19 protein-coding genes are annotated in these 20405 nt (G+C 36.1%); 13 read left to right on the forward strand and 6 right to left on the reverse strand.

Features of this window, described 5'->3' with window-relative positions; genetic code table 11:
• The first annotated feature begins 98 nt into the window (after positions 1-98).
• From aroK to Q5N69_RS04005, 4 genes are read left to right on the forward strand one after another with little or no spacing between them, the layout of a single operon-like run.
• Positions 99-617 (forward strand): shikimate kinase AroK, encoded by a 519-nt coding sequence (aroK, locus tag Q5N69_RS03990; protein WP_304367559.1) that lies wholly within the window; start codon positions 99-101, stop codon positions 615-617.
• Positions 618-631: 14 nt separating this feature from the next.
• Positions 632-1696, forward strand: coding sequence for a 3-dehydroquinate synthase (gene aroB, locus Q5N69_RS03995; protein ID WP_304367560.1), 1065 nt, complete (start codon positions 632-634; stop codon positions 1694-1696).
• Positions 1697-1736: 40 nt separating this feature from the next.
• Entirely contained in the window at positions 1737-3131 is a 1395-nt protein-coding gene (locus Q5N69_RS04000; RefSeq protein WP_304367561.1) for an SPOR domain-containing protein, read from the forward strand.
• A gap of 49 nt (positions 3132-3180) precedes the next feature.
• Positions 3181-4014 carry a Dam family site-specific DNA-(adenine-N6)-methyltransferase gene (locus Q5N69_RS04005; RefSeq protein ID WP_304367562.1) on the forward strand — a complete coding sequence of 278 codons (834 nt, stop codon included), beginning with the start codon at positions 3181-3183 and terminating at the stop codon, positions 4012-4014.
• A 16-nt stretch (positions 4015-4030) separates the two neighbouring features.
• Here Q5N69_RS04005 and Q5N69_RS04010 read toward each other — a convergent pair whose 3' ends face one another.
• From Q5N69_RS04010 to Q5N69_RS04020, 3 genes are all read right to left on the reverse strand, one after another.
• Positions 4031-4231 carry a DUF2970 domain-containing protein gene (locus Q5N69_RS04010; RefSeq protein WP_304367563.1) on the reverse strand — a complete coding sequence of 67 codons (201 nt, stop codon included), beginning with the start codon at positions 4229-4231 and terminating at the stop codon, positions 4031-4033.
• Between the two features lie 114 nt (positions 4232-4345).
• Positions 4346-4936 carry a peptide-methionine (S)-S-oxide reductase MsrA gene (msrA, locus tag Q5N69_RS04015; protein WP_304367564.1) on the reverse strand — a complete coding sequence of 197 codons (591 nt, stop codon included), beginning with the start codon at positions 4934-4936 and terminating at the stop codon, positions 4346-4348.
• Between the two features lie 343 nt (positions 4937-5279).
• Complete coding sequence (locus Q5N69_RS04020) at positions 5280-5948, reverse strand: TorF family putative porin (protein WP_304367565.1); 669 nt, start codon at positions 5946-5948, stop codon at positions 5280-5282.
• A gap of 481 nt (positions 5949-6429) precedes the next feature.
• On the opposite strand from Q5N69_RS04020, the gene rpe reads away from it, so the two are divergent.
• Together rpe and trpS are read left to right on the forward strand one after the other, a co-directional pair.
• On the forward strand, positions 6430-7104 hold the full coding sequence (gene rpe / locus Q5N69_RS04025) for a ribulose-phosphate 3-epimerase (RefSeq protein WP_304367566.1): 675 nt from the start codon (positions 6430-6432) through the stop codon (positions 7102-7104).
• A gap of 64 nt (positions 7105-7168) precedes the next feature.
• On the forward strand, positions 7169-8173 hold the full coding sequence (gene trpS, locus Q5N69_RS04030; protein WP_304367567.1) for a tryptophan--tRNA ligase: 1005 nt from the start codon (positions 7169-7171) through the stop codon (positions 8171-8173).
• A 327-nt stretch (positions 8174-8500) separates the two neighbouring features.
• Here the strand turns inward: trpS and Q5N69_RS04035 are convergent, their stop codons facing one another.
• Together Q5N69_RS04035 and Q5N69_RS04040 are read right to left on the reverse strand one after the other, a co-directional pair.
• Positions 8501-9460 (reverse strand): FHA domain-containing protein, encoded by a 960-nt coding sequence (locus Q5N69_RS04035; RefSeq protein WP_304367568.1) that lies wholly within the window; start codon positions 9458-9460, stop codon positions 8501-8503.
• Complete coding sequence (locus Q5N69_RS04040; RefSeq protein ID WP_304367569.1) at positions 9451-10704, reverse strand: serine protease; 1254 nt, start codon at positions 10702-10704, stop codon at positions 9451-9453. The genes Q5N69_RS04035 and Q5N69_RS04040 overlap by 10 nt, the downstream gene beginning before the upstream one ends.
• Before the next feature lie 477 nt (positions 10705-11181).
• On the opposite strand from Q5N69_RS04040, the gene Q5N69_RS04045 reads away from it, so the two are divergent.
• From Q5N69_RS04045 to Q5N69_RS04070, 6 genes are all read left to right on the forward strand, one after another.
• Positions 11182-11412, forward strand: a complete 231-nt coding sequence (locus Q5N69_RS04045; RefSeq protein ID WP_304367570.1) for a FeoA family protein — start codon at positions 11182-11184, stop codon at positions 11410-11412.
• Positions 11409-13583, forward strand: a complete 2175-nt coding sequence (feoB, locus tag Q5N69_RS04050) for a ferrous iron transport protein B (protein ID WP_304367571.1) — start codon at positions 11409-11411, stop codon at positions 13581-13583. The genes Q5N69_RS04045 and feoB overlap by 4 nt, the downstream gene beginning before the upstream one ends.
• Before the next feature lie 416 nt (positions 13584-13999).
• Entirely contained in the window at positions 14000-15619 is a 1620-nt protein-coding gene (locus Q5N69_RS04055; RefSeq protein WP_304367572.1) for a long-chain fatty acid--CoA ligase, read from the forward strand.
• A gap of 7 nt (positions 15620-15626) precedes the next feature.
• Positions 15627-17366, forward strand: coding sequence for an aldehyde dehydrogenase family protein (locus tag Q5N69_RS04060; RefSeq protein WP_304367573.1), 1740 nt, complete (start codon positions 15627-15629; stop codon positions 17364-17366).
• Positions 17367-17485: 119 nt separating this feature from the next.
• Positions 17486-17875, forward strand: a complete 390-nt coding sequence (locus Q5N69_RS04065) for an MmcQ/YjbR family DNA-binding protein (protein ID WP_304367574.1) — start codon at positions 17486-17488, stop codon at positions 17873-17875.
• A 162-nt stretch (positions 17876-18037) separates the two neighbouring features.
• Positions 18038-18631, forward strand: a complete 594-nt coding sequence (locus Q5N69_RS04070) for a LysE family translocator (RefSeq protein ID WP_304367575.1) — start codon at positions 18038-18040, stop codon at positions 18629-18631.
• A gap of 55 nt (positions 18632-18686) precedes the next feature.
• Here Q5N69_RS04070 and Q5N69_RS04075 read toward each other — a convergent pair whose 3' ends face one another.
• Positions 18687-19562: a LysR family transcriptional regulator gene (locus Q5N69_RS04075; protein WP_304367576.1), complete on the reverse strand. Its 876-nt coding sequence runs from the start codon at positions 19560-19562 to the stop codon at positions 18687-18689.
• Between the two features lie 105 nt (positions 19563-19667).
• Between Q5N69_RS04075 and Q5N69_RS04080 the strand changes: the two genes are divergently transcribed.
• On the forward strand, positions 19668-20168 hold the full coding sequence (locus Q5N69_RS04080) for a lactoylglutathione lyase family protein (protein WP_304367577.1): 501 nt from the start codon (positions 19668-19670) through the stop codon (positions 20166-20168).
• Positions 20169-20405 lie beyond the last annotated feature (237 nt).

Here is a 20405-nt window from a genome sequence, read left to right on the forward strand (position 1 = left end):
AGAAGAATTGCGATAATTGCGCCCTTGAGTTTTCGTTGGGGGTTTCCAGATATACCCTATTTTACATAATTGTTATTTAATGAGTTAAAGTTAGTCTAATGGCAGAGAAACGTAATATTTTCCTTGTGGGCCCTATGGGCGCCGGTAAAAGTACCATTGGTAGAGAGTTAGCAGATAGGTTGCATCTAGATTTTTTTGATTCAGATCAAGAGATTGAACGTCGTACAGGCGCTGATATTGCTTGGGTGTTTGACCTAGAAGGCGAAGAAGGTTTCCGTTTAAGGGAAGAGTCTGTAATTGAAGATTTAACCGAAAAGCAGGGTATTGTTCTCGCTACAGGTGGTGGATCAGTTATTAGTGCGCAAGTACGAAACCGTCTATCAGCACGCGGTATTGTTGTTTATTTAGAAACAACAATAGATAAACAAGTCGCTCGTACTCAAAGAGACAGAAAACGTCCATTACTTCAAACTGAAGAAGAGCCTCGTACAGTACTAGAAAATCTAGCTATTGAGCGTAACCCTTTATATGAAGAAATAGCTGATGTGATCGTACAGACAGATGACCAAAGTGCCAAAGTTGTTGCTCATAAAATAATGGAGCGCTTAGATTTCTAAGTTGTATTTAAGTCATGACAACTCTTCACGTTGAGTTAGATACACGCAGTTACCCGATATATATAGATCAAGGATTACTAGAAACTAGTGATCTTATTTCTAAACATATCCGTGGTACTCGCGTGTGTATTGTATCTAATACTGTTGTTCAGCCTTTGTATTTATCAGCATTAAAAAATACGTTAAAAGATTTTGATGTTGATGAAGTGATTCTTCCTGATGGAGAATCAGAAAAAAGCCTTTCAAATTTTGATGTAATAATGTCACATCTCCTTTCTAGTGCGCATGGTAGAGATTCAACTCTAATTGCATTAGGCGGTGGCGTCATTGGCGATATTACTGGCTTTGCTGCAGCATGTTATCAACGTGGTATAGATTTCATCCAAATTCCAACAACGCTACTTTCTCAAGTAGACTCGTCTGTTGGTGGTAAAACAGCGGTTAATCATCCTTTAGGTAAAAACATGATTGGTGCTTTTTACCAACCTAAAGCTGTATTTATAGATATCAATTCATTGACAACTTTACCGAAGCGTGAATTTAATGCTGGTATGGCCGAAGTTATTAAATATGGTATTTTAGGTGATTACGATTTTTTTGTGTGGTTAGAAAATAACATAGATGCAATTAATTCAGGTGAGCCAGCTACATTAAGCAAAATGATAGAAACATGCTGTCAGTTAAAAGCTGATATTGTATCTGCCGATGAAAAAGAAGGCGGGATCAGAGCTTTACTTAATTTAGGTCATACCTTTGGTCATGCTATTGAAGCCGATCAAGGTTACGGTAAATGGTTACATGGTGAAGCTGTTGCTACTGGTATGGTACTTGCTGCTAAATTAGCTGTTAAGCTAAATTTGCTTGAAACGTCAGATTTACGTCGTATCGAAGCTTTAATTAAAGCATTTGATTTACCGCTAGATGCACCAAGTAATATGGGCTTTGAAGAATTTATCTGTCATATGAAGCGCGATAAGAAAAACCTAGCAGGTAAATTAAGATTTATAATACCAACAGCAATTGGTAAATCAGAAATCCGTGACGATATTGCAGAGGACCTTTTAAAAGAGATACTGTAAAACTGCTCGCGTACTAGCGAACATTTATTAAGAGAAAAGTATGTCTAAAATTGAGCACATAAATAAAACGCCAACCTTGCGTGAAAGTGTTACAACAATAAGTGCTAATGCACGTATAGACTACATATTAAGATTCTCTAAACATGCAGTATTAGTGATTGATGATGATCCTGAAGTTTATACCAATGTTGGTAATGAGTTTCTCGGGTCATTATCAAAAAATCATAATGCTGCCTTTGTATCAATTTCCTCAAAACTAAATGATATCCAAATCCGTTGTCGAATCATTGAACAATTATTTGGCAATACTTTATTCGATCCTGAGCAGCCCCTTTCTGTAAATGTAGTCAAGTTAGCTGAAGCTAAGAACGAAGCAATTACCATTGTTATCTCAAATGTAGAATACCTTTCATTACAGTTATCTCACGAATTATGTCAATTAGCTGAAATTGCTAAGAAGTTAAATAAAACCATTAATGTTTTACTATTAGGTAAGATACAAGCAGCGATAAATCTTTCTGAAAATAAACATTTATTTGATAATAAAATCTCTATTTTGTTAGCTGAAAATGGACAGCTTATTAGCTGGAATTCATCAATACTTAAAAATAAGAAAAGTGGTGCTTTAGTTAAAAATCTTCTTATAATTTTTGCGTTATTAATAGTATTGTGTGGCCTGGCATTTGTTTATATATCTGGTGGTTTCAGTAATACCAACTCAGTCAAGCAAGAAAGTACTATTCCTAAAGAAGAGTATAAAAAGGTTTTTGTGCAAGCCAATAAAACTGCACATACTAATTTGCAGGAAGATAAACAAATAGAAGTGCCGATTATTGCTACATCTGCAGAAGTATTTAAGTTTTTAATTGCAGAGGAAAATACAATTAAAAAAGAATTAACTGCTTCTATTGCGGATATTCGTAGTAATGAACCTGTAACTAAGGACAAAGTAGTAACAAAGTTAGAGAATGAAGTAAGCTTAAATAATAAAAATACAGGTTCTTTTGAATCTAAGCCGTTGCCTGTTTCAGAACTTGCCGGTATGCCTGATAAAATTGAAGTTGCAAAAGCACAAGAAGTAAAGGTGGTAGACGAGCAAACTATTTCTCCAGAAAGTGAACAGCTTGATATTAGCAATAATGCTGATTATTACCAAAGCTACATAGAAGGTTATGTTATACAGCTTGCCAGTTTTACTAAGGTAGAAGGGTATAAATCATTTTTAAATACACATAAAAATAATCCATTCCATGGTTATACAAGAGAGCTCAATGGTAAAGTAACGCATATAGTTACTTCACATGTGTATAAGTCAATTCCGCAAGCTAAACAGGCAATAAGTGTACTATCGCCAGAACTTCGAGACCGAGGTCCATGGATAAAGTCGGTTCAAGCAGTGAATAATGAAATCAACCTATATAATCAGTCTCAATAATTAGTTACAATCCAGCCTCTTAGAAAAGTGTTAACCATAAAAAAGTTAGATGAAAATTAAACATAGAGCGTTTCTCAAATGGGCAGGTGGAAAATATACACTGTCTGACACCATCAACAAATTATTACCCGATGGTAAACGCTTAATTGAGCCGTTTATTGGCGCAGGTTCAATTTTCTTAAATACAGATTATGATGAGTATGTTCTTAACGATATTAATGCTGATTTAATTAACTTATATAAAATCGTCCAGCAAACTCCTATCAAGTTTATTGAAGATGCAGCGCGCTTATTTGATCAAAAAAATAATGATCCAGAAGTGTATTATCATCTGCGTAAAGAGTTCAACAACACCACAGATAAATATTATCGCTCGCTTTTGTTTTTGTATATGAATAGACACGGTTACAATGGCTTATGTCGCTATAACAAGTCAGGTGGTTACAATGTCCCTTTTGGTAAATACAAAAAGCCTTATTTCCCTCGTGAAGAGCTAGAATACTTTTCTGAAAAGTCAGAGAAGGCTACTTTTGTGTGTCAGGGATATCGAAGTGTTATAGATAATGCACAAGATGGCGATGTTATATATTGTGACCCACCATACGTGCCATTAAGTGCTACAGCCAGCTTTACTAGTTATTCTGGTAATGGGTTTGGTTTAGATGAGCAAGCTGATTTAGCCAATGCGGCTGAAGAGATCATTAATAAGGTTAAAACCAGTGTTTTAATTAGTAATCACGATACTATTTGGACAAGAAAAATTTACGAGCACGCGAATAAAATTAAATCTATTCAAGTTGCACGAACTATAAGCCAAAAAGGTGGCGGACGTAAAAAAGCCGCAGAATTATTAGCTCTGTATCATTTACCTAAAACTAAATAGCTTTAAGTCTGAAAGTTTAAGGTAGTACAACCGATACAATAACCAATAACATCGTTATAAACAGCACTACGCCAATAAGCCCAGCTATAACAAAGTGACTAAACTTTCCTTTGGAAAAGTCTCGCTTTCTATTAGCTTCACTTTGCACGCCAATAAAGGCAGCTCCAACACTCTTTGCTGTTTCTTTAAAGCTGTTTTCATCATTTTTATCACTCATAAGTACATCCGTTGTTTATTGATACACCAGAGTAAGGGAAAGATAGGCGAAAAAAAAGCCTAAATTTAAAACCGATTTAAGCTTTTTGCAGAGTTATTGATAACACATCTTACTTTAATGGCTAGCTCTATCACCCCAAATTTCATTTAAACGTTTGTCACGACCACAGTTCCAACGATAAGCGTTATAACGTATAGGGTTATTTTTATAGAAATCTTGATGATAACTTTCCTTACCTTTTATTGGGTAAAATGTACTACTGTTTAATATAGGAGTCACAACAGTTTGATCAGGGAACTCTTTTATAACTAATGCTTTAGATTTTTCTGCAAGAATTCTTTCTTCTTCATTGGCAACAAAAATGGCACTTAAGTAGCTAGAACCTTTATCACAAAATTGACCTCGGGCATCAAAAGGATCGATGTTAATCCAATAATGATCAAGTATATCCTGATAACTTAATTTTTCTGGATTATAGGTTATTTCTACAGCTTCATAGTGACCAGTATGATCACCTTGATAAGTTGGGTTCTTTACTTTACCACCTGTAAAACCTGAAACTACCTTAGTTACACCAGGCAATTTTTCGAAGTCAGATTCCATACACCAAAAACAACCACCAGCTAAAACAGCTTTATCTGCGCTAGCTAAAGATGAGTACAAAAGCATTGATGTTGATAAAACTAAGCCAAGTATTTTTTTCATAAAAACCTCTATCCAGGAAATAAATCAATATTTATATAGTAAAGATAAGACCAGTGATGAAGATGTTTTATTTCAATCAATAATATATTAAACAAAACTGAAATGGTTTTTACTTGAGGAATTAAATCTTTAACGTAATAGGTAAGTTCATTAGAGGTTTTATAAGATATAAAAATGAACCGGTCTGATGGAGGCAATGTCATCACAATAAAAAGTAGTGATTAGATTCTTTATGTATTTTAAAGGCTATTTTCAAGAGTATATTTATTGATACTTTAGATAAAAAGCCCAAAAAAAAGGCCTAAATGAATATTTAGGCCTTTTGGAAATCAGTTAGATTTGATTATAAATCAATATCTACAGAGTAAGAAAGATATACGCTTGTGTTTGTGTTTTCGTGCTTGTTAACACCAAAAGTAAAATTGTTTTTAGACAGAGTTACACCTAAATCGTAACCATCATATACATTACCTTCATCATATGAAGATTCAGTATCGTAATAACCAGCATGAAAACCAACTTCTAGACCTTCAACATCAAGCGCATAATCAGCTGTGTAATAAATGTCATCAGCAAAATCTTGATCCCACTCAGCGTGAGCTAAAACAGATACACCAAATGAAAATGCGTCAATTCCTACAGAAGCATAAATCTCACCGAAATCAGCATCACCAGTAGATGCTATTGAGCTATCGTAACCGTAAAAGATATAGCCAAAATCATAGCTTATTCCATCTACTTCAAAGCCGTAACCAGCATATAGATCAACTTCAGCAGCACCACCTCCTAGGCTTGAAGCCCAAGTACCTACATAGAATCCAGAATCCGCTGCATAATCAATACCACCTGATATTGCTGCTTCATCACCAGTTTGACTAATACCACGCCAAATGTAGTTTGATGAAGCTGCTACGTTTGCAGATAAACCTTCAACTGCTGAAGCTTGAGTAGAAACAAGTGCTGAAGTCGCTAAAGTAGCGCTTAATGCGATAGATATAATTGATTTTTTCATGTTTAGTTCTCTCTATTATTTTATTAAATGTTTCCTTGATATAAAGCAATTTGGTTGCCAAAAATTAAAAATATTTATTTATTATTGTTATCATTGACTTATGTCATTTTTTTAACATGTTGTTAACTCTTGTTTTTATATTTGTGCGGTTTTGGTGCGAATCCAATCTGACTTGTGCACCATATGTGTGCAAGGTAAATAAATATTCCATTAAAGAGAATAAAAATTCTAAATAGGTAGTGAACTATGCATTTTTCACATATTTAACTGAATTAATCGATTGTTTTCTGTGCTTTAAAATGAGTAAAAACCTCAAGCATAGACATAAAATGAATATGAGGAACGTTTTTTATTAAACTTTGAGTGATCATAGCTAATATATTCAACTATCAGAGGGATAAGTTGATAATAATGCCTTCTATAATGGAAAAAAATTGAGCTTTGTTATAAAGTAGCGCAGATTTTATTTGAAGGATTACCTATGTCTTTTTTAATTGCACCCTCTATTTTATCTGCCGACTTTGCTCGTTTGGGCGATGATGTTCAAGCTGTTTTAGATGCTGGAGCCGATGTTATTCATTTTGATGTAATGGATAATCATTTTGTCCCTAACTTAACTTTCGGTCCAATGATTTGTGAATCATTGAGGGCTTTTGGTATCAAGGCTCCTATTGATGTTCATTTAATGATCAAGCCGGTGGATACTTTAATTCCTTCTTTTGCGAAAGCTGGAGCAGACATAATAACATTTCATCCAGAAGCAACCGATCATGTTGATAGAACATTACAGCTAATTAAAGATCAAGGCTGTAAAGCGGGCGTTGTTTTGAACCCTGCAACATCGTTAAGTTGTTTAGATTATATTATGGATAAAGTAGACGTTATTTTATTAATGTCGGTAAATCCAGGTTTTGGTGGGCAAAGCTTTATTCCGACCACAATCGAAAAAATTAAACATGTTAAAGCCAAAATCACAGCAAGCGGAAGAGACATAAGGCTTGAAGTGGATGGTGGTGTTAACAGTAAAAATATTGCAGAAATTGCAGCCGCAGGCGCTGATATGTTTGTTGCTGGAAGTGCTATATTTTCGCAACCTGATTATAAAGTCGCTATTGATGAACTAAGAAAAGAATTATCTAGTGTTAGCAAAAGCTAACTTAAGCTGTATCCAACATATAAACAAAGTTCAAAACTAATTAAAGAACTATTAAAGGAAAATCATGAGTAAACCTATTGTATTAAGTGGCTGCCAACCGTCAGGTGAATTAACTATTGGTAATTATTTAGGAGCTTTAAAACAGTGGGTTAATATGCAAGACAGCCACGAATGTTTTTATATGCTTGTTGATCAACATGCCATTACCGTTCGTCCTGATCCTGAAGCATTACGCAAAGCGACACTTGATGGCTTAGCTTTGTATCTGGCTTGTGGCGTAGACCCTGATAAAAGCACTATTTTTATTCAATCTCACGTACCAGAGCATGCTCAATTAAGTTGGGTACTAAATTGTTACACCCAAATGGGTGAGTTGAATCGAATGACTCAATATAAAGACAAATCTCAAAAGTCTGAAGCCCATATGAACTCTGGTTTATTTACCTACCCAGTGCTAATGGCTGCCGATATTTTATTATATAAAGCAGATACAGTGCCCGTTGGAGACGATCAGAAACAACATTTAGAGCTTGCTCGTGATATAGCGACACGTTTTAACAACATTCATGGCGAAGTGTTCACTGTTCCAGATCCATACATTCCTGAGTTTGGTGCGCGTGTAATGAGTTTACAAGAACCAACTAAGAAGATGTCGAAGTCAGATAATAATCCAAGTAACTTTATTGGTTTGCTTGAAGACCCAAAGAAAATTGCCAAGAAAATCAAACGTGCAATGACAGATTCGGATGAACAAGCGAACATTTACTTCGATATCGCTGAAAAGCCAGGTGTGTCTAACTTATTGTCATTGTTATCTTGTTGTACTGGTAAAACTGTTGAGTCATTAGTGCCTGAATATACCGACAAAATGTATGGTCATCTTAAAGGCGATGTAGCAGAAGCTGTTGTAGCCCTGTTAGAGCCAATTCAAGAGAAGTATCATCAATACCGTAACGACCAAGCCTTTTTAGATTCTGTTATGCGTCAAGGTGCAGAGAAAGCTTCAGCTCATGCGCAAACAGTACTTAAGTCTGTATATGAAGCGATTGGTTTTATTCCTCGCCCATAATTAAAATTGGTTATTTAACCTGAACTCGGTTTAAGATGTTTTTAATTCATTGAAATAATTACTCATAAAATTTAACTTATACTCTAGCTTGATAGTTTTTCTTTCTTCAAGGCAAATTTCGCGTCAATAGCTAGCCTATTGCAAGTAAATTTAACGATGAAGCAAGTAAAAGTAGCTGTTAGATAAGAATATATTAAGTCGAGCTCAGGTTATTTATTCTGATATCAGAATAAGTAAACGCAATAAACAAAACGCCCCCTAAATATAAATTTAGAGGGCGTTTTAGTTTTTTAAGGTAATCGAATAGCTTAACTTATATTATTCTGATTATTCCTCATCTATTTCTTTTCTCGCATTTTCAAATAACTCAGCGCTGTCTTCAAGGAACTCATCAACACTGGTGCTAGGCGTTATGCTAAACATTGGTGTCATTAAGGTTGCATCGTATTTCGGGCGTGTACTAAATTCAGGTTTTTTACTTAACTCAATCAGTGCATTACCACCAAATAACAAGCCAGTTAACACAGCAGAAATAATTAAACGACGACGTTCTGAAGTATGAAAACCAATACTCAAGTTAAACCAGAACAAACAAAAAGCTAGGGCGATAGGGATTGCAGACACTAGCCACATCAATGGCCATTGGCTAGATACATTAAATTGCACAAAACGTTGAATAACATCACTCACCCACATCAAGTTAAAAAACACAAAACTTATGCCTAGTTGGCTGGTTATCCGGGCATCATGTTTTGTTAGATGCGATATGATTGAGATCACTGCAGGCCATAATGCGAACATCAACATCATGCTTATAGTAGGAACAAACAGCTGAGTAAATGAAACTTCGGTCCCATGATTTAGATAGAATAAGAATCCAGTAATAACTGCAAACAAGGCAATATTAAACACCAACGAAATTGGGTGGCGTGCAATATCAATTAAGTTTTCGAAAGGACTGAAGGTAGTACTCGCTTCAACAGGATGATCAGGGAAGAAAACCCGAATTTGGCTTTTACCTAACGAAATGATATCGCCAGACTTTACAATGTGCTGTTTTATAACAGATTTACTATTTTCTATAAAACTACCATTAATGGTATCTGCATCAGATACCAGCCAATGCTCACCATCGTAAGCAAAGTTTAAATGCTCGGCGCAAACATGTGGATCAGAAATAATGATATCGCTTTGATATCCTCTTCCAATAGTTATCGATGTTTTAGAAAACTTATGTCTGCCTAAAAGCTTATGACCCTTGCTGATTTCTTCAATAATTATTTCCATGTTACAGACTCCATAAACTTCTTAGAAAATGCCATGGCAGAATTTTGAGTCACACCAGCAACGGTGAAGTGACTTAACAGCGCTTGATCGTTTTTATCAATAGAAGCAGCTAGGTATAAAATATCAAATAACCCAGGAAAGTCTTTATAGGCTCGGGTACAAAATACCGCTTTGTTTTTCATTCCCTGATGAGCTGGCATTACTATGTCGTGCTGACATTGGTATTCAGTTACGTCTTCTTTATTGGCTTCGTTAGCTGGACCCGCTCTTTTAATACGTTGCTCATATAAGGTATAAAACTTAGTATCACTTAGCTCTTTCGCTTGCATATACCTAAATTCCATTTCAAGAATACCAGTAAAAAAGTGTGACGAAAGATAGGTGTTTTCTTCTAAAGTACAATGGGCAACAGCAGCTAAAATAAGTGCGTCAGCTTTGTCAGCGTTAGAGTCACCCCAACATCTAATAAAAGGTACATCTACTGTTGGAATTAAACTCTCGCCTAACTGCTTTAATTGCCATTCATTAGCTAAAATAGTCGACATGAGTTTTTCTTGGTTTTTAGTTAGCTGATCTAACATTTGCTGTTCAATACTTATCTTTTCATCGACTTTATAAGCAGCAAAAAGTGATAATAATTTGTCGTGTGGAACTAAGAAACCTATTTGATTTCCAGATGTTGCAACGTTAATTCCGACTACTTGTGTTTGAGCATTTACAACAGGCCCACCACTCATACCCGAGTTAACTGAACCAGTAAAATGAATACGGTCGTTAAAAGATTCTTTTTTCAAACCATTGTAGGTGCCAGGTACCACAATCATTCCTAAATCATGGGGATTACCTAAAGAGAATAATTCTTCACCTTTGGTTGGTGTGGTATCTGAAATTTCGAAAAACGGCATTTCTCGAGTAACTTCACGTTTTACTAAGGCTAAATCGTTAATTACTTCTACACTTTTAAGTTCGAGAGCGCCTTTATTACCTTTGTTATCTAAGTATTCAATCTTGTATTTACTTGGATGGCGAGCATAGCCAGAGATTACATGGTAATTGGTTGCGATAAGTCCATCGCTAGTGATCTGGAAGCCTGAACCAATCGATGATTTTTCACCACTGGCTTTATCGATAAGTCTAATTTGGTACAGAGAGGGCGCGAGTTGTTTAAAAATTGCTTCTGCTTGTTCTGTTGCATTACAAATACTGCTTGTTGCTATAAGTAGTAAGGCGATAATACCTTTCATTGAGAATCCTTATCGTTAAATACTTTTCTATTGTGCCACTGTTAATTGAATTGTCATTAAATATCACTGGGCTTGTTGAACTATGCGAGCTAAATCATGTTTAATAAAAATTATAGCTATCAAAATATGCCTAGTTGAACATTTCTATATATCCGAAAAAAATTTCGAGATAATGATAGACCTTAAATAATATCGCTGATTCAATTAATAATATGAATACTAGAATAACAATAATACTGAGAGTTATTATGCAAGGTTTAGCTTTAATGTAAACAAGCACTTATAAAATCTTACAAAAACACTTTAATAACAAAAAACTTCTAAGATAAAACTGAAAACGGCTTAACAACTCAGGATAATTCTCCATTGTTGCAAATTGATACATTCATTTTGGTATCTATGCGTTAATTATATTGTCGGATACCCACAGATTTAGTATTATCAAATGATAACAATTATCATTCATTTGTGGCTTTTATGACTTTATCCGAATTATCACCCAATCAACAAGCGCGTATTTGTTTTTTACCTGATAACTTTAATTTAAGTGCTCAGCTTATTGAGCAGGGTTTTGCCTTAAAAACACAAATATCTTTAGCACATAAAGCGCCTTTTAAAGGGCCTCTTGCTTTCCATTTACATGGAACAAAAATGTGTTTACCTAATAATATTGCCAACCAAATAAAAATTGAGTTAATAAACGAATGACACAGCAAAATTTTGTATTAGCGGGTTTTGCTAATTCAGGAAAAAGTACATTATTTAATGCCTTAAGTGACGGAAAACAAAAAACAGGTAATTGGACAGGTGTAACGGTTTCTGCCAAACAGAAGCAGTGTGAGATTAACAACACACCTACATTGTTAACCGACTTACCGGGTATTAGCTCGTTAGCTCAACGTGATCAGCAAGGTAAAGACTTATCCATAACCCAAGACTTTATTAAAAATAAGCCGATTGATTGCTTAATTAATGTAATCGATGTTACACAGCTTAAGCGTCAACTGTATTTAACAACTCAATTGTTAGAGCTTGGGTTACCTATGATCGTTGTGCTTAACAAACACGATCGTAAAGAAGCTGAAAATATAGATATCAGCAAGTTGTCTAAACAGCTTGGATGCCCTGTTGTTACTGAAAATAGTATCGGCAAAAATGCCGGAAAAAACCTAAAAGACATATTAAAAACACTCCCTAAGGTTAGCGAAAAAAAGCACTTATTAACATTGCCAATTGAATTAGCTGATTTTGAAGGCATACCTTTATCATTAGAGCGTCAAGCATGTTCGGGCTCTTGTCAATCAAACGACAAGCAAGCTCTTGCAGTTATGCAAGCAAGATATAGCTTTATTGAACAAGTGATTGCAGACGTTACCGTTATGCCTCCTGAAAAAAATACCTTTAGCGATAAGCTCGATCATTGGATGTTGCATCCTGTATTAGGCGTGCCAATTTTCTTGGTAATGATGTATTTATTATTCATGTTTGCGATTAATGTCGGTAGTGCCTTCATCGATTTTTTCGATATTCTAGCAGGCGCAATATTTGTAGATTACCCTCTGCATTTTTTAAGTAGTTTTGGTTTGCCTGATTGGTTAACAACAATTATTGGTGGTATTGGTCTAGGTATTCAAACAGTTGCGACTTTCATTCCTATTATTGCCTGTTTATTTATTGGCTTATCGTTGCTAGAAAGTAGTGGTTATTTAGCTAGAGCCGCTTTTGTTGTTGATAGTGCAATGCAAAAAATTGGCTTACCAGGTAAAGCCTTTGTACCGTTAATTGTTGGCTTCGGCTGTACGGTACCAGCGGTAATGTCAGCACGAATTTTAGATAATGAACGTGAACGCATAACCACAGTTATGATGTCACCATTTATGTCGTGTGGTGCTCGATTGCCTGTTTATGCCCTTTTCGCCGCAGCTTTTTTCCCTGATTCAGGTCAAAACATTGTATTTTTATTGTATTTGATTGGTATCGCAGCAGCGTTGTTTACAGGCTTAATGCTTAAGAAAACTATTTTAATGGGGAGTAACTCCATTAATATTATGGAACTTCCTTTATATGAATGGCCTAAATTATCTTACTTATTTAAACGAGTGTGGCAAAGAACTCGATCTTTTGTTCTCGGCGCAGGTAAAACGATTATTGTTGTCGTTTGTGTACTTAACTTTTTCAACTCTTTAGGTACTGACGGCGAGTTTGGTCATCACGATACACAAGATTCATTATTAAGTCGAAGTGCTCAAGTCGTTACTCCGTTATTAGCACCTATGGGTGTGAAAGAAGATAACTGGCAGGCGAGTGTAGGTATTATTACGGGCTTATTCGCCAAAGAAGCACTTGTTGCAACATTTAACAGTTTGTACTCACCTAAATCAGAAGAAGCTAGTGAGCCAGAATCTTTTGGTGTGATATGGGATGAAGCAATCTTTAGCATTAAAGATAATCTGCAAGGAATAGAAGCAGATGACCCGCTAGGTACAGATATTGGTGACGTTTCTACAGTACAAGCGGCTGCACAAGCTCAAGAGGTTGAGGAAAGTACCATAACTATAATGCAGGCGGCATTTGCTGGTAAAATAGGCGCATTTAGTTACTTACTTTTCATTTTACTTTATACGCCTTGTGCTGCAGCAATGGGCGCAATTAAAAATGAAGTTGGTACACGTTGGGCCGTTTTTGCAGCCTCATGGAGTTTCACTTTAGCTTATTTGTCAGCTGTAGCTAGTTACCAAGTTGCAACTTTTGCTACAACACCTTTGCATTCATTTAGCATATTGACTGTTGTTAGTTTAGTATTCTTTGGTATATATATGACTTTAAAGCGTTTTGGCAAAAATATACTTACTATTCCAACACTGGTGAGCTACCGCTAAATAGTTTTAATCTTGTTATTATTATGAAATCAAATGATATGACTTTACGTAATGTAAAGTCATATCATTTAAACCTGCAAACTAAGTATATTCATAGTCATCAATTCAATAACTTTTCTGCCTAACAGAATTGATTTGATATTTTATATACTCATATAACCCTTACTACAGATAAAACCTACAAAACAAAAATATTGTTCGCAGTTTACTGACATGATCTGTAAAGCATAATCTTATAAATTATATTCTTAAAGCTTGTTAAATTTTAAAGCTGTGGCAATGTGACTATATAAAAAATATATCATATGTATATCTATCGATAAGTTACTTCTTTATGAAATCAATAGTACTTTTGTAGGATTTCTGAATGTAATTACTTTATTGGTTAACAATAACAAATAAATAGGGGAGTTATAATGCTAGGACAAATGATGGAGATGCCACTAACTATTGGTAGCCTCATTGCTCATGCGGAACGTTACCACACCAACACTGAAATCATCTCAGTAGAAACCACAGGCGAACGAATCACGAGTAACTGGGGAGAAGTCGGGCGTAATTCTCGCAAACTTGCTTCCGCTCTTAGTAAGCTTGGCATTGCGAGTGGAGAGCGTTGTGCAACTATTGCTTGGAATAACCGTCGCCATCTAGAAAGTTATTTTGGTATTTCTGGCGGTGGCATGGTGTGTCATACGATCAATCCACGTTTTTCTCCAGAACAACTTTCCTTTGTGGTTAATGATGCAGAAGACCAAGTCTTACTTTTTGAGCAATCTTTTTTACCTTTAGTTGAAAAAATTTATCCTTTACTGAAAACCGTTAAACACTTTGTTGTGATGGGTCCTCGAGACGAAAATCTTGCTCAAACGATTGAAGGGTTGTTATTTTATGATGAACTTCTTGCTATCGGTGATGCTGATGCGCCTTGGCCAGAAGTAGATGAACGTTCGGCTTCAAGTTTATGTTATACCTCAGGAACTACTGGTAATCCAAAAGGTGTGCTTTATTCGCATCGTTCAACGTTAATGCACACATTGGTGGGTAATCAGCCTGATGGTCTTGCACTCTCTGCACAAGACACTGTTTTACCTGTTGTACCTATGTTTCATGTAAATGCATGGGGAGTTCCTTACATCGCGGCGGCTAACGGCTGTAAGCTTGTGTTACCAGGTCCTAACTTAGATGGAAAAAGTATTCTCAACCTAATTGATGATACTGAAACAACTATAGCACTTGGCGTTCCTACCATTTGGATGAACTTATTAGCGGCACTTGAAGCTTCAGATTCTACATTAGCAAGTTTAACCCGCACAGTGGTAGGTGGGGCACCATTGCCGCCATCTATGATCCCAGTTTTCACCTCTTACGGTGTTGAGTTATTGCATGCATGGGGTATGACCGAAACCTCTCCAGTAGCAACCATTAATCAGTTTCTACAGCGTCATAGTGCATTATCTGAAACAGAGAAAATCACATTGCGCACAGGGCAAGGCAGACCATTATTTGGTGTCGATTTACGCTTGCTTGATGAAAACGGCGAAATACTCCCTCATGATGGAAAAACGCAAGGCGACCTTCAGGTTCGCGGGCATTGGGTTGCTAAACGTTATTTTGGACAAGATAAAGATGCACTGACCGATGATGGTTGGTTTGATACCGGTGATGTTTCTACAATTGATGAAGATGGATTTATGATTATTCGTGATCGCTCCAAAGATATTATTAAGTCAGGAGGAGAATGGATTTCTACCGTTGAATTAGAAAATATAGCTATTGCACACCCTGAAGTTGCTAATGCTGCAGTGGTTGCTGCCCGACATGAAAAGTGGGATGAACGCCCAATTGTTATCGCCGTTAAAGCTCCAAACATGAATCCTACTGAAGCAGACGTTTTAGCTTTCTACAAAGACAAAATTTTATCATGGCAAATACCTGATGCAGTTATTTTTGTTGATAACTTACCATTGGGAGCTACGGGTAAAGTACAAAAAGCAGAATTACGTAAGCAGTTTGGTGAACACTTAATTGATAAGTGAAAATATAATGACTAATAACACAGAACAAAGCATTTCCATTGATAAAACTGCTCTGGATCAAGATCTCAGTGATCTTACTGCCGAGAAAGATGAATGGTCTCAAACAAGTATTGCTAAACGTATTTCAGTATTGCTTGAAATTAAAGACTGTCTTTTACCTGTTTCAGAAAAATGGGCTAAAACAGCAGGCCATAAAAAAGGTATACCAGAAGATTCCGCTTTAGTCGGTGAAGAGTGGATTTCAGGTCCGTATTCCGTGATGTCTGCCTGTAATGCTTTACTGCAAACACTCACGAAGATGGAAGGTAAAACTTTTCTTAATTCACTGAAAAAACGTAAAACGCAATCAGGTCAACTCGCTGTAAAAGTATTACCGCATTCTATATGGGATCATTTATTGTTATCTGGTGTTTCTGCAGAAGTGTGGATGGAAGATAAAGTTACAGAAAGTAATCTTGCACAGCATACGGCAGGCAGTTACGACATTCCTCCAAAACAACGTAAAGGTAAACTCGCTTTAGTTTTAGGTGCAGGTAATATTGCATCAATAGCGCCATTAGATGTTTTTCATAAAGTCTTTAATGAACATCAAGTGGTCATCTTGAAAATGAACCCTGTTAATGAATATCTAACAGAATTTTTAAATGAAGCGTTGAAGCCTCTGATTGATTTGAATGTTCTACGTATAGTCAAAGGTGGTGCTGATGTAGGTGGTTATTTGTGTGAACATTCGGATGTGAATGAAATACATATTACCGGCTCTGGTGCCTCACACGACATTATTGTTTGGGGACCAGGTGAAGAAGGCTTTCGTAACAAAGCCGCAGACACTCCTAAGCTGACTAAAACAATCACATCTGAATTAGGTGCTGTTTGCCCTACTATAGTTGTTCCTGGTTCTTGGTCAGCAGCAGACTTAAAGTTTCAGGCTGAGAACATAGCAACACAAAAAATGCATAACTCGGGCTTTAACTGTGTTGCTTGCCAAATGCTTATTTTACCAAAAGGTTGGGATAAGAAAGAAACGCTACTGAAAACGATTGAAGAAACCATAGGTAACCTCGATCCTCGCCAACCTTATTATCCTGGTGCTGAAGCACGCTTGTCCGAATTCGAGCAAAGCGCGAACAATGTTGTTAAATTTGATCGTGGAACCGTTACACCTTTATTGGTTAGCTCTGAAACCGATTCAACTAACGATAAGTATCGTATAACTGAAGTTTTTGCTCCAGCACTTGCGACACATGAAATTTCAGAGCTAGATCCTGAAACCTATTTACGTGCCGCGGTTAAATTTGCTAATGACGAACTTTATGGCACATTGGGCGCTAATATTGTTATTCACCCTAAAACTATTAAGCAGATAGGGAAAGAGCGCTTTGAAGAGATAATTGCTGAATTACGTTATGGAACTATCGCTATCAATACGTGGAGTGGTCTTGGCTTTTTAACTCCTGCTTGTCCTTGGGGGGCATTTCCGGGTCATACCTTACAAGATGTACAAAGTGGTATTGGCTTCGCACATAATACGTTTATGTTCGACAAACCTGAACGTGTAATTGTACGTTCTCCATGGCGACCGTTCCCACGTAACCTATTATCAGGTGAGCTAACGTTATTGCCTAAACCACCATGGTTTGTTACTAACAAGAAGCAGGATAAGATTGGGCAGTTACTTACACAGTTTCAACATTCGCCAAGCTTTCTCAAATTACCTCGCATCTTTTTTAATGCTTTGTGTGGTTAAATTATCGGAGCGTTTAAAAGTGCTTTCTAAATAAGCGGCTTATATTTAGGTAATGAATATGAAGTGTATCTGGAATGTTATGATATGCTTTTGTTTCATTATCTTTATTAAAGTCACTTATGAACAAAGAACAGGTACAAGATTACTTATTGAGTAAACCCGAAGCCTTTGTAAATTATCCTTTTGGTGATGGCGTAGAGGTTTATCGCGTTAAACATAAAATGTTTGGATTTTTATCTTTAGGTAAAGAGACTGAAAAGTCAGATAGCAAAATGTCAGGGCATTACTACATCAATTTAAAATGCGAACCTGACGAAGCCTTAATGCTACGCGACATATTCCCTTCTGTGATCCCTGGTTACCATATGAACAAACGTCACTGGAATACCGTTATTCTAGATGGCTCTATTCCACAAGGTGAAATAGAGCGTATGATAGACAACTCATTTAAGTTGGTAGTGAGTAACATGAGTAAGAAAGATCAGCAGTCGCTTCTTATTAAAATGTAGTTAAGTTTAAATTAACTATACAACTTTCACTCCTTATTATAGTTAGTGATATAATGGCTTGATAAACACCAACAACGTTCCGTTTAATTTTTAATCTTCTTCTCGTCTTTATAGTTACGTTTTAAATGCTCCAACTATCTAAAAATCATATTTAGGAAACCCATGTCGTTATTATTCGCAATGTTCTCATTCTCTTTAGCTATGTCAATTTCACCAGGGCCAGTAAATATGGTGGTTGTGTCTTCAGGTGCTAATTATGGAATACGTAAAACATTTGGATTCGTTTCAGGCGGAGCAATTGGCTTCACATTATTGCTGTTATTTGTTGGTTTAGGTTTTTCTAAAGTTATTGATTTGTATCCGCACTTTCTTGATGTGCTAGCGGTTGTTGGCTCATTATTTATTGTTTATATGGGTTATAAAATAGCAACATCAAAGCCTAAAGTTGATATAGAAACTCGTGCTCAACCTACATTTAGTCAAGGTTTCTTGTTGCAGTGGTTAAATCCTAAAGCTTGGGTTGCAAGTATGGTGGGTATTTCTTTATTCTCTGTGCCAAACAGTAACCTGGAGTTTTTAACCTTCGCTTTTATCTATTTCGTTGTATGTTACGGCTCCCTTTTTATCTGGTCAGTAGTCGGTAAGAAAGCGGCAATACTGTTAAATAATGCCTTTAAGTTAAAGTGCTTTAATTACCTCATGGGCGGGTTATTAATCATAACAGCGTGCTTTTTACTTTATACCCAGTTTAAGTAAATTCTAACTTAGGAGTTCAGGTTCCAAGCCGGAGCTAAACAATGTAATCGCTATTCTATTTACCAAGAAACTCACAAATCTGAGACGCTATATAGCTGCTACGCTTGGTTTCGAAGGATTGTCTATTGTGGCAAAGGTATAATGATTCGCCAACTGAATGTTCAAGTTGATGAATACGAATAGCTGATTGTTTATGAAATGCATTAACTGCGTGTAAAGGTAAAATAGTAAAACCTATACCACGGCTGACTGGCTCTAAAATCAAACTAATTTGATTAGAAAAACCTTTACGCTCGAACTGTTCTATATGTTCAAAGGCTGTGAAGTTTTTACTTAACAATAACTGGGCGTGATGGGCTGCATCTGGATGAAATACAAAACCTAATTCAAGTAATTGTTGCCAGTTTACTGATTCAATATCACTTGATGTTACTAATACTAAAGGTTCTACTGCTATTTTCTTACAAACAACATGTTTGGCTTTGCTCCGTTCGGTTAATAAACCAATATCAATTTTACGTTCAATAATCTTCTCTTCAATATCACGATTTGGCGCAAAACTGTAATCAACTACTAAGCTTTTATGTTGTTCTTGTATGTCTAATAAATACGGATATAGCTTTAAGCCAACACTGCCTGGAGAGGCTATTTTAACGCTGCCAGTAAATGGCTCGTCTAACTTAATGGAAGCTTCTAATTCCGTTAAGTTGTTCAACAAATACTTACCTTGTTGATAAAGCTTTACACCTGGCGAAGTTAATGAAAAAGATTTCCCATCACGTATCAATAATGGGGTATCGAGTTGCTGTTCTAGTTTTTTGATGTGCTGACTAACGCCCGACTGAGTCATAAAAAGCAGTTCAGCGGTTTTAGTGAAGTGTTCGGTATCAACAAGGGTGCAGAACGTTTTAAGCCAATTAGGATTTATCATTACAAACTGTACTCATTATTATTAAAAATGATAATTTTTTATACTTTATCATTCGGCGTACACTTTGCCCATCAAATGAGTTAAGTAAGTCTTTAAGGAAACACTATGAGCAAAGCATACCCAAGAACATTTTCACACATAGGTATTTCAGTACCTAGTGTAGAAAAAGCAGTGAAATTTTATACCGAAGTGCTTGGTTGGTATTTAATTATGGAACCAACAGAAATTATAGAAGATGACAGCCCAATCGGTGAAATGTGTACCGATGTATTTGGTGCTAACTGGGGCAAGTTTAAAATAGCTCATATGTCGACAGGCGATCGTATCGGCGTTGAGTTATTTGAATTTAAAAACCAAGAAAATCCTGAAAACAACTTTGAATATTGGAAAACCGGTGTTTTTCACTTCTGTGTACAAGATCCAAACTTAGAAGAGTTAGTTGAGAAGATTGTTGCTGCAGGCGGTAAAAAGAGAATGGCAGAGCCACGCTATTACTATCCTAATGAAAAACCATACCGTATGATTTATATGGAAGACCCATTTGGAAATATTCTTGAAATCTACAGCCATAGCTACGAATTAACTTATGCTGCTGGCGCTTATTAATTAACCTCAGCTCGGGTTAAGCTATTTTACTCAATAATGCTATTTAAGCGCCTATCTGCGTTGTTTTTACGCTCAATAGCCAGCTATTGGTTTATAACAATGCCTTGATAATCACATAAATTTCATCATTGAGAGAGAATTGAGGCCTTTTATGTTCTTAATGACCCGTCCTAAATAAGGTTGACACTTTTCTTTAAGTAAATTGGAGAGTGTTATGAAATCAACAACTAAGCGTAC

The sequence above is a fragment of the Pseudocolwellia sp. AS88 genome (genome assembly GCF_030551755.1).
Lineage (GTDB): Bacteria > Pseudomonadota > Gammaproteobacteria > Enterobacterales > Alteromonadaceae > Pseudocolwellia.

What these genes read in the sequence shown, in the direction of transcription:
- aroK (WP_304367559.1), top strand. Translation starts at nt 99, where the DNA reads ATGGCAGAGAAACGTAATATTTTCCTTGTGGGCCCTATGGGCGCCGGT.
- aroB (WP_304367560.1), top strand. Translation starts at nt 632, where the DNA reads ATGACAACTCTTCACGTTGAGTTAGATACACGCAGTTACCCGATATAT.
- Q5N69_RS04000 (WP_304367561.1), top strand. Translation starts at nt 1,737, where the DNA reads ATGTCTAAAATTGAGCACATAAATAAAACGCCAACCTTGCGTGAAAGT.
- Q5N69_RS04005 (WP_304367562.1), top strand. Translation starts at nt 3,181, where the DNA reads ATGAAAATTAAACATAGAGCGTTTCTCAAATGGGCAGGTGGAAAATAT.
- Q5N69_RS04010 (WP_304367563.1), bottom strand. Translation starts at nt 4,231, where the DNA reads ATGAGTGATAAAAATGATGAAAACAGCTTTAAAGAAACAGCAAAGAGT.
- msrA (WP_304367564.1), bottom strand. Translation starts at nt 4,936, where the DNA reads ATGAAAAAAATACTTGGCTTAGTTTTATCAACATCAATGCTTTTGTAC.
- Q5N69_RS04020 (WP_304367565.1), bottom strand. Translation starts at nt 5,948, where the DNA reads ATGAAAAAATCAATTATATCTATCGCATTAAGCGCTACTTTAGCGACT.
- rpe (WP_304367566.1), top strand. Translation starts at nt 6,430, where the DNA reads ATGTCTTTTTTAATTGCACCCTCTATTTTATCTGCCGACTTTGCTCGT.
- trpS (WP_304367567.1), top strand. Translation starts at nt 7,169, where the DNA reads ATGAGTAAACCTATTGTATTAAGTGGCTGCCAACCGTCAGGTGAATTA.
- Q5N69_RS04035 (WP_304367568.1), bottom strand. Translation starts at nt 9,460, where the DNA reads ATGGAAATAATTATTGAAGAAATCAGCAAGGGTCATAAGCTTTTAGGC.
- Q5N69_RS04040 (WP_304367569.1), bottom strand. Translation starts at nt 10,704, where the DNA reads ATGAAAGGTATTATCGCCTTACTACTTATAGCAACAAGCAGTATTTGT.
- Q5N69_RS04045 (WP_304367570.1), top strand. Translation starts at nt 11,182, where the DNA reads ATGACTTTATCCGAATTATCACCCAATCAACAAGCGCGTATTTGTTTT.
- feoB (WP_304367571.1), top strand. Translation starts at nt 11,409, where the DNA reads ATGACACAGCAAAATTTTGTATTAGCGGGTTTTGCTAATTCAGGAAAA.
- Q5N69_RS04055 (WP_304367572.1), top strand. Translation starts at nt 14,000, where the DNA reads ATGCTAGGACAAATGATGGAGATGCCACTAACTATTGGTAGCCTCATT.
- Q5N69_RS04060 (WP_304367573.1), top strand. Translation starts at nt 15,627, where the DNA reads ATGACTAATAACACAGAACAAAGCATTTCCATTGATAAAACTGCTCTG.
- Q5N69_RS04065 (WP_304367574.1), top strand. Translation starts at nt 17,486, where the DNA reads ATGAACAAAGAACAGGTACAAGATTACTTATTGAGTAAACCCGAAGCC.
- Q5N69_RS04070 (WP_304367575.1), top strand. Translation starts at nt 18,038, where the DNA reads ATGTCGTTATTATTCGCAATGTTCTCATTCTCTTTAGCTATGTCAATT.
- Q5N69_RS04075 (WP_304367576.1), bottom strand. Translation starts at nt 19,562, where the DNA reads ATGATAAATCCTAATTGGCTTAAAACGTTCTGCACCCTTGTTGATACC.
- Q5N69_RS04080 (WP_304367577.1), top strand. Translation starts at nt 19,668, where the DNA reads ATGAGCAAAGCATACCCAAGAACATTTTCACACATAGGTATTTCAGTA.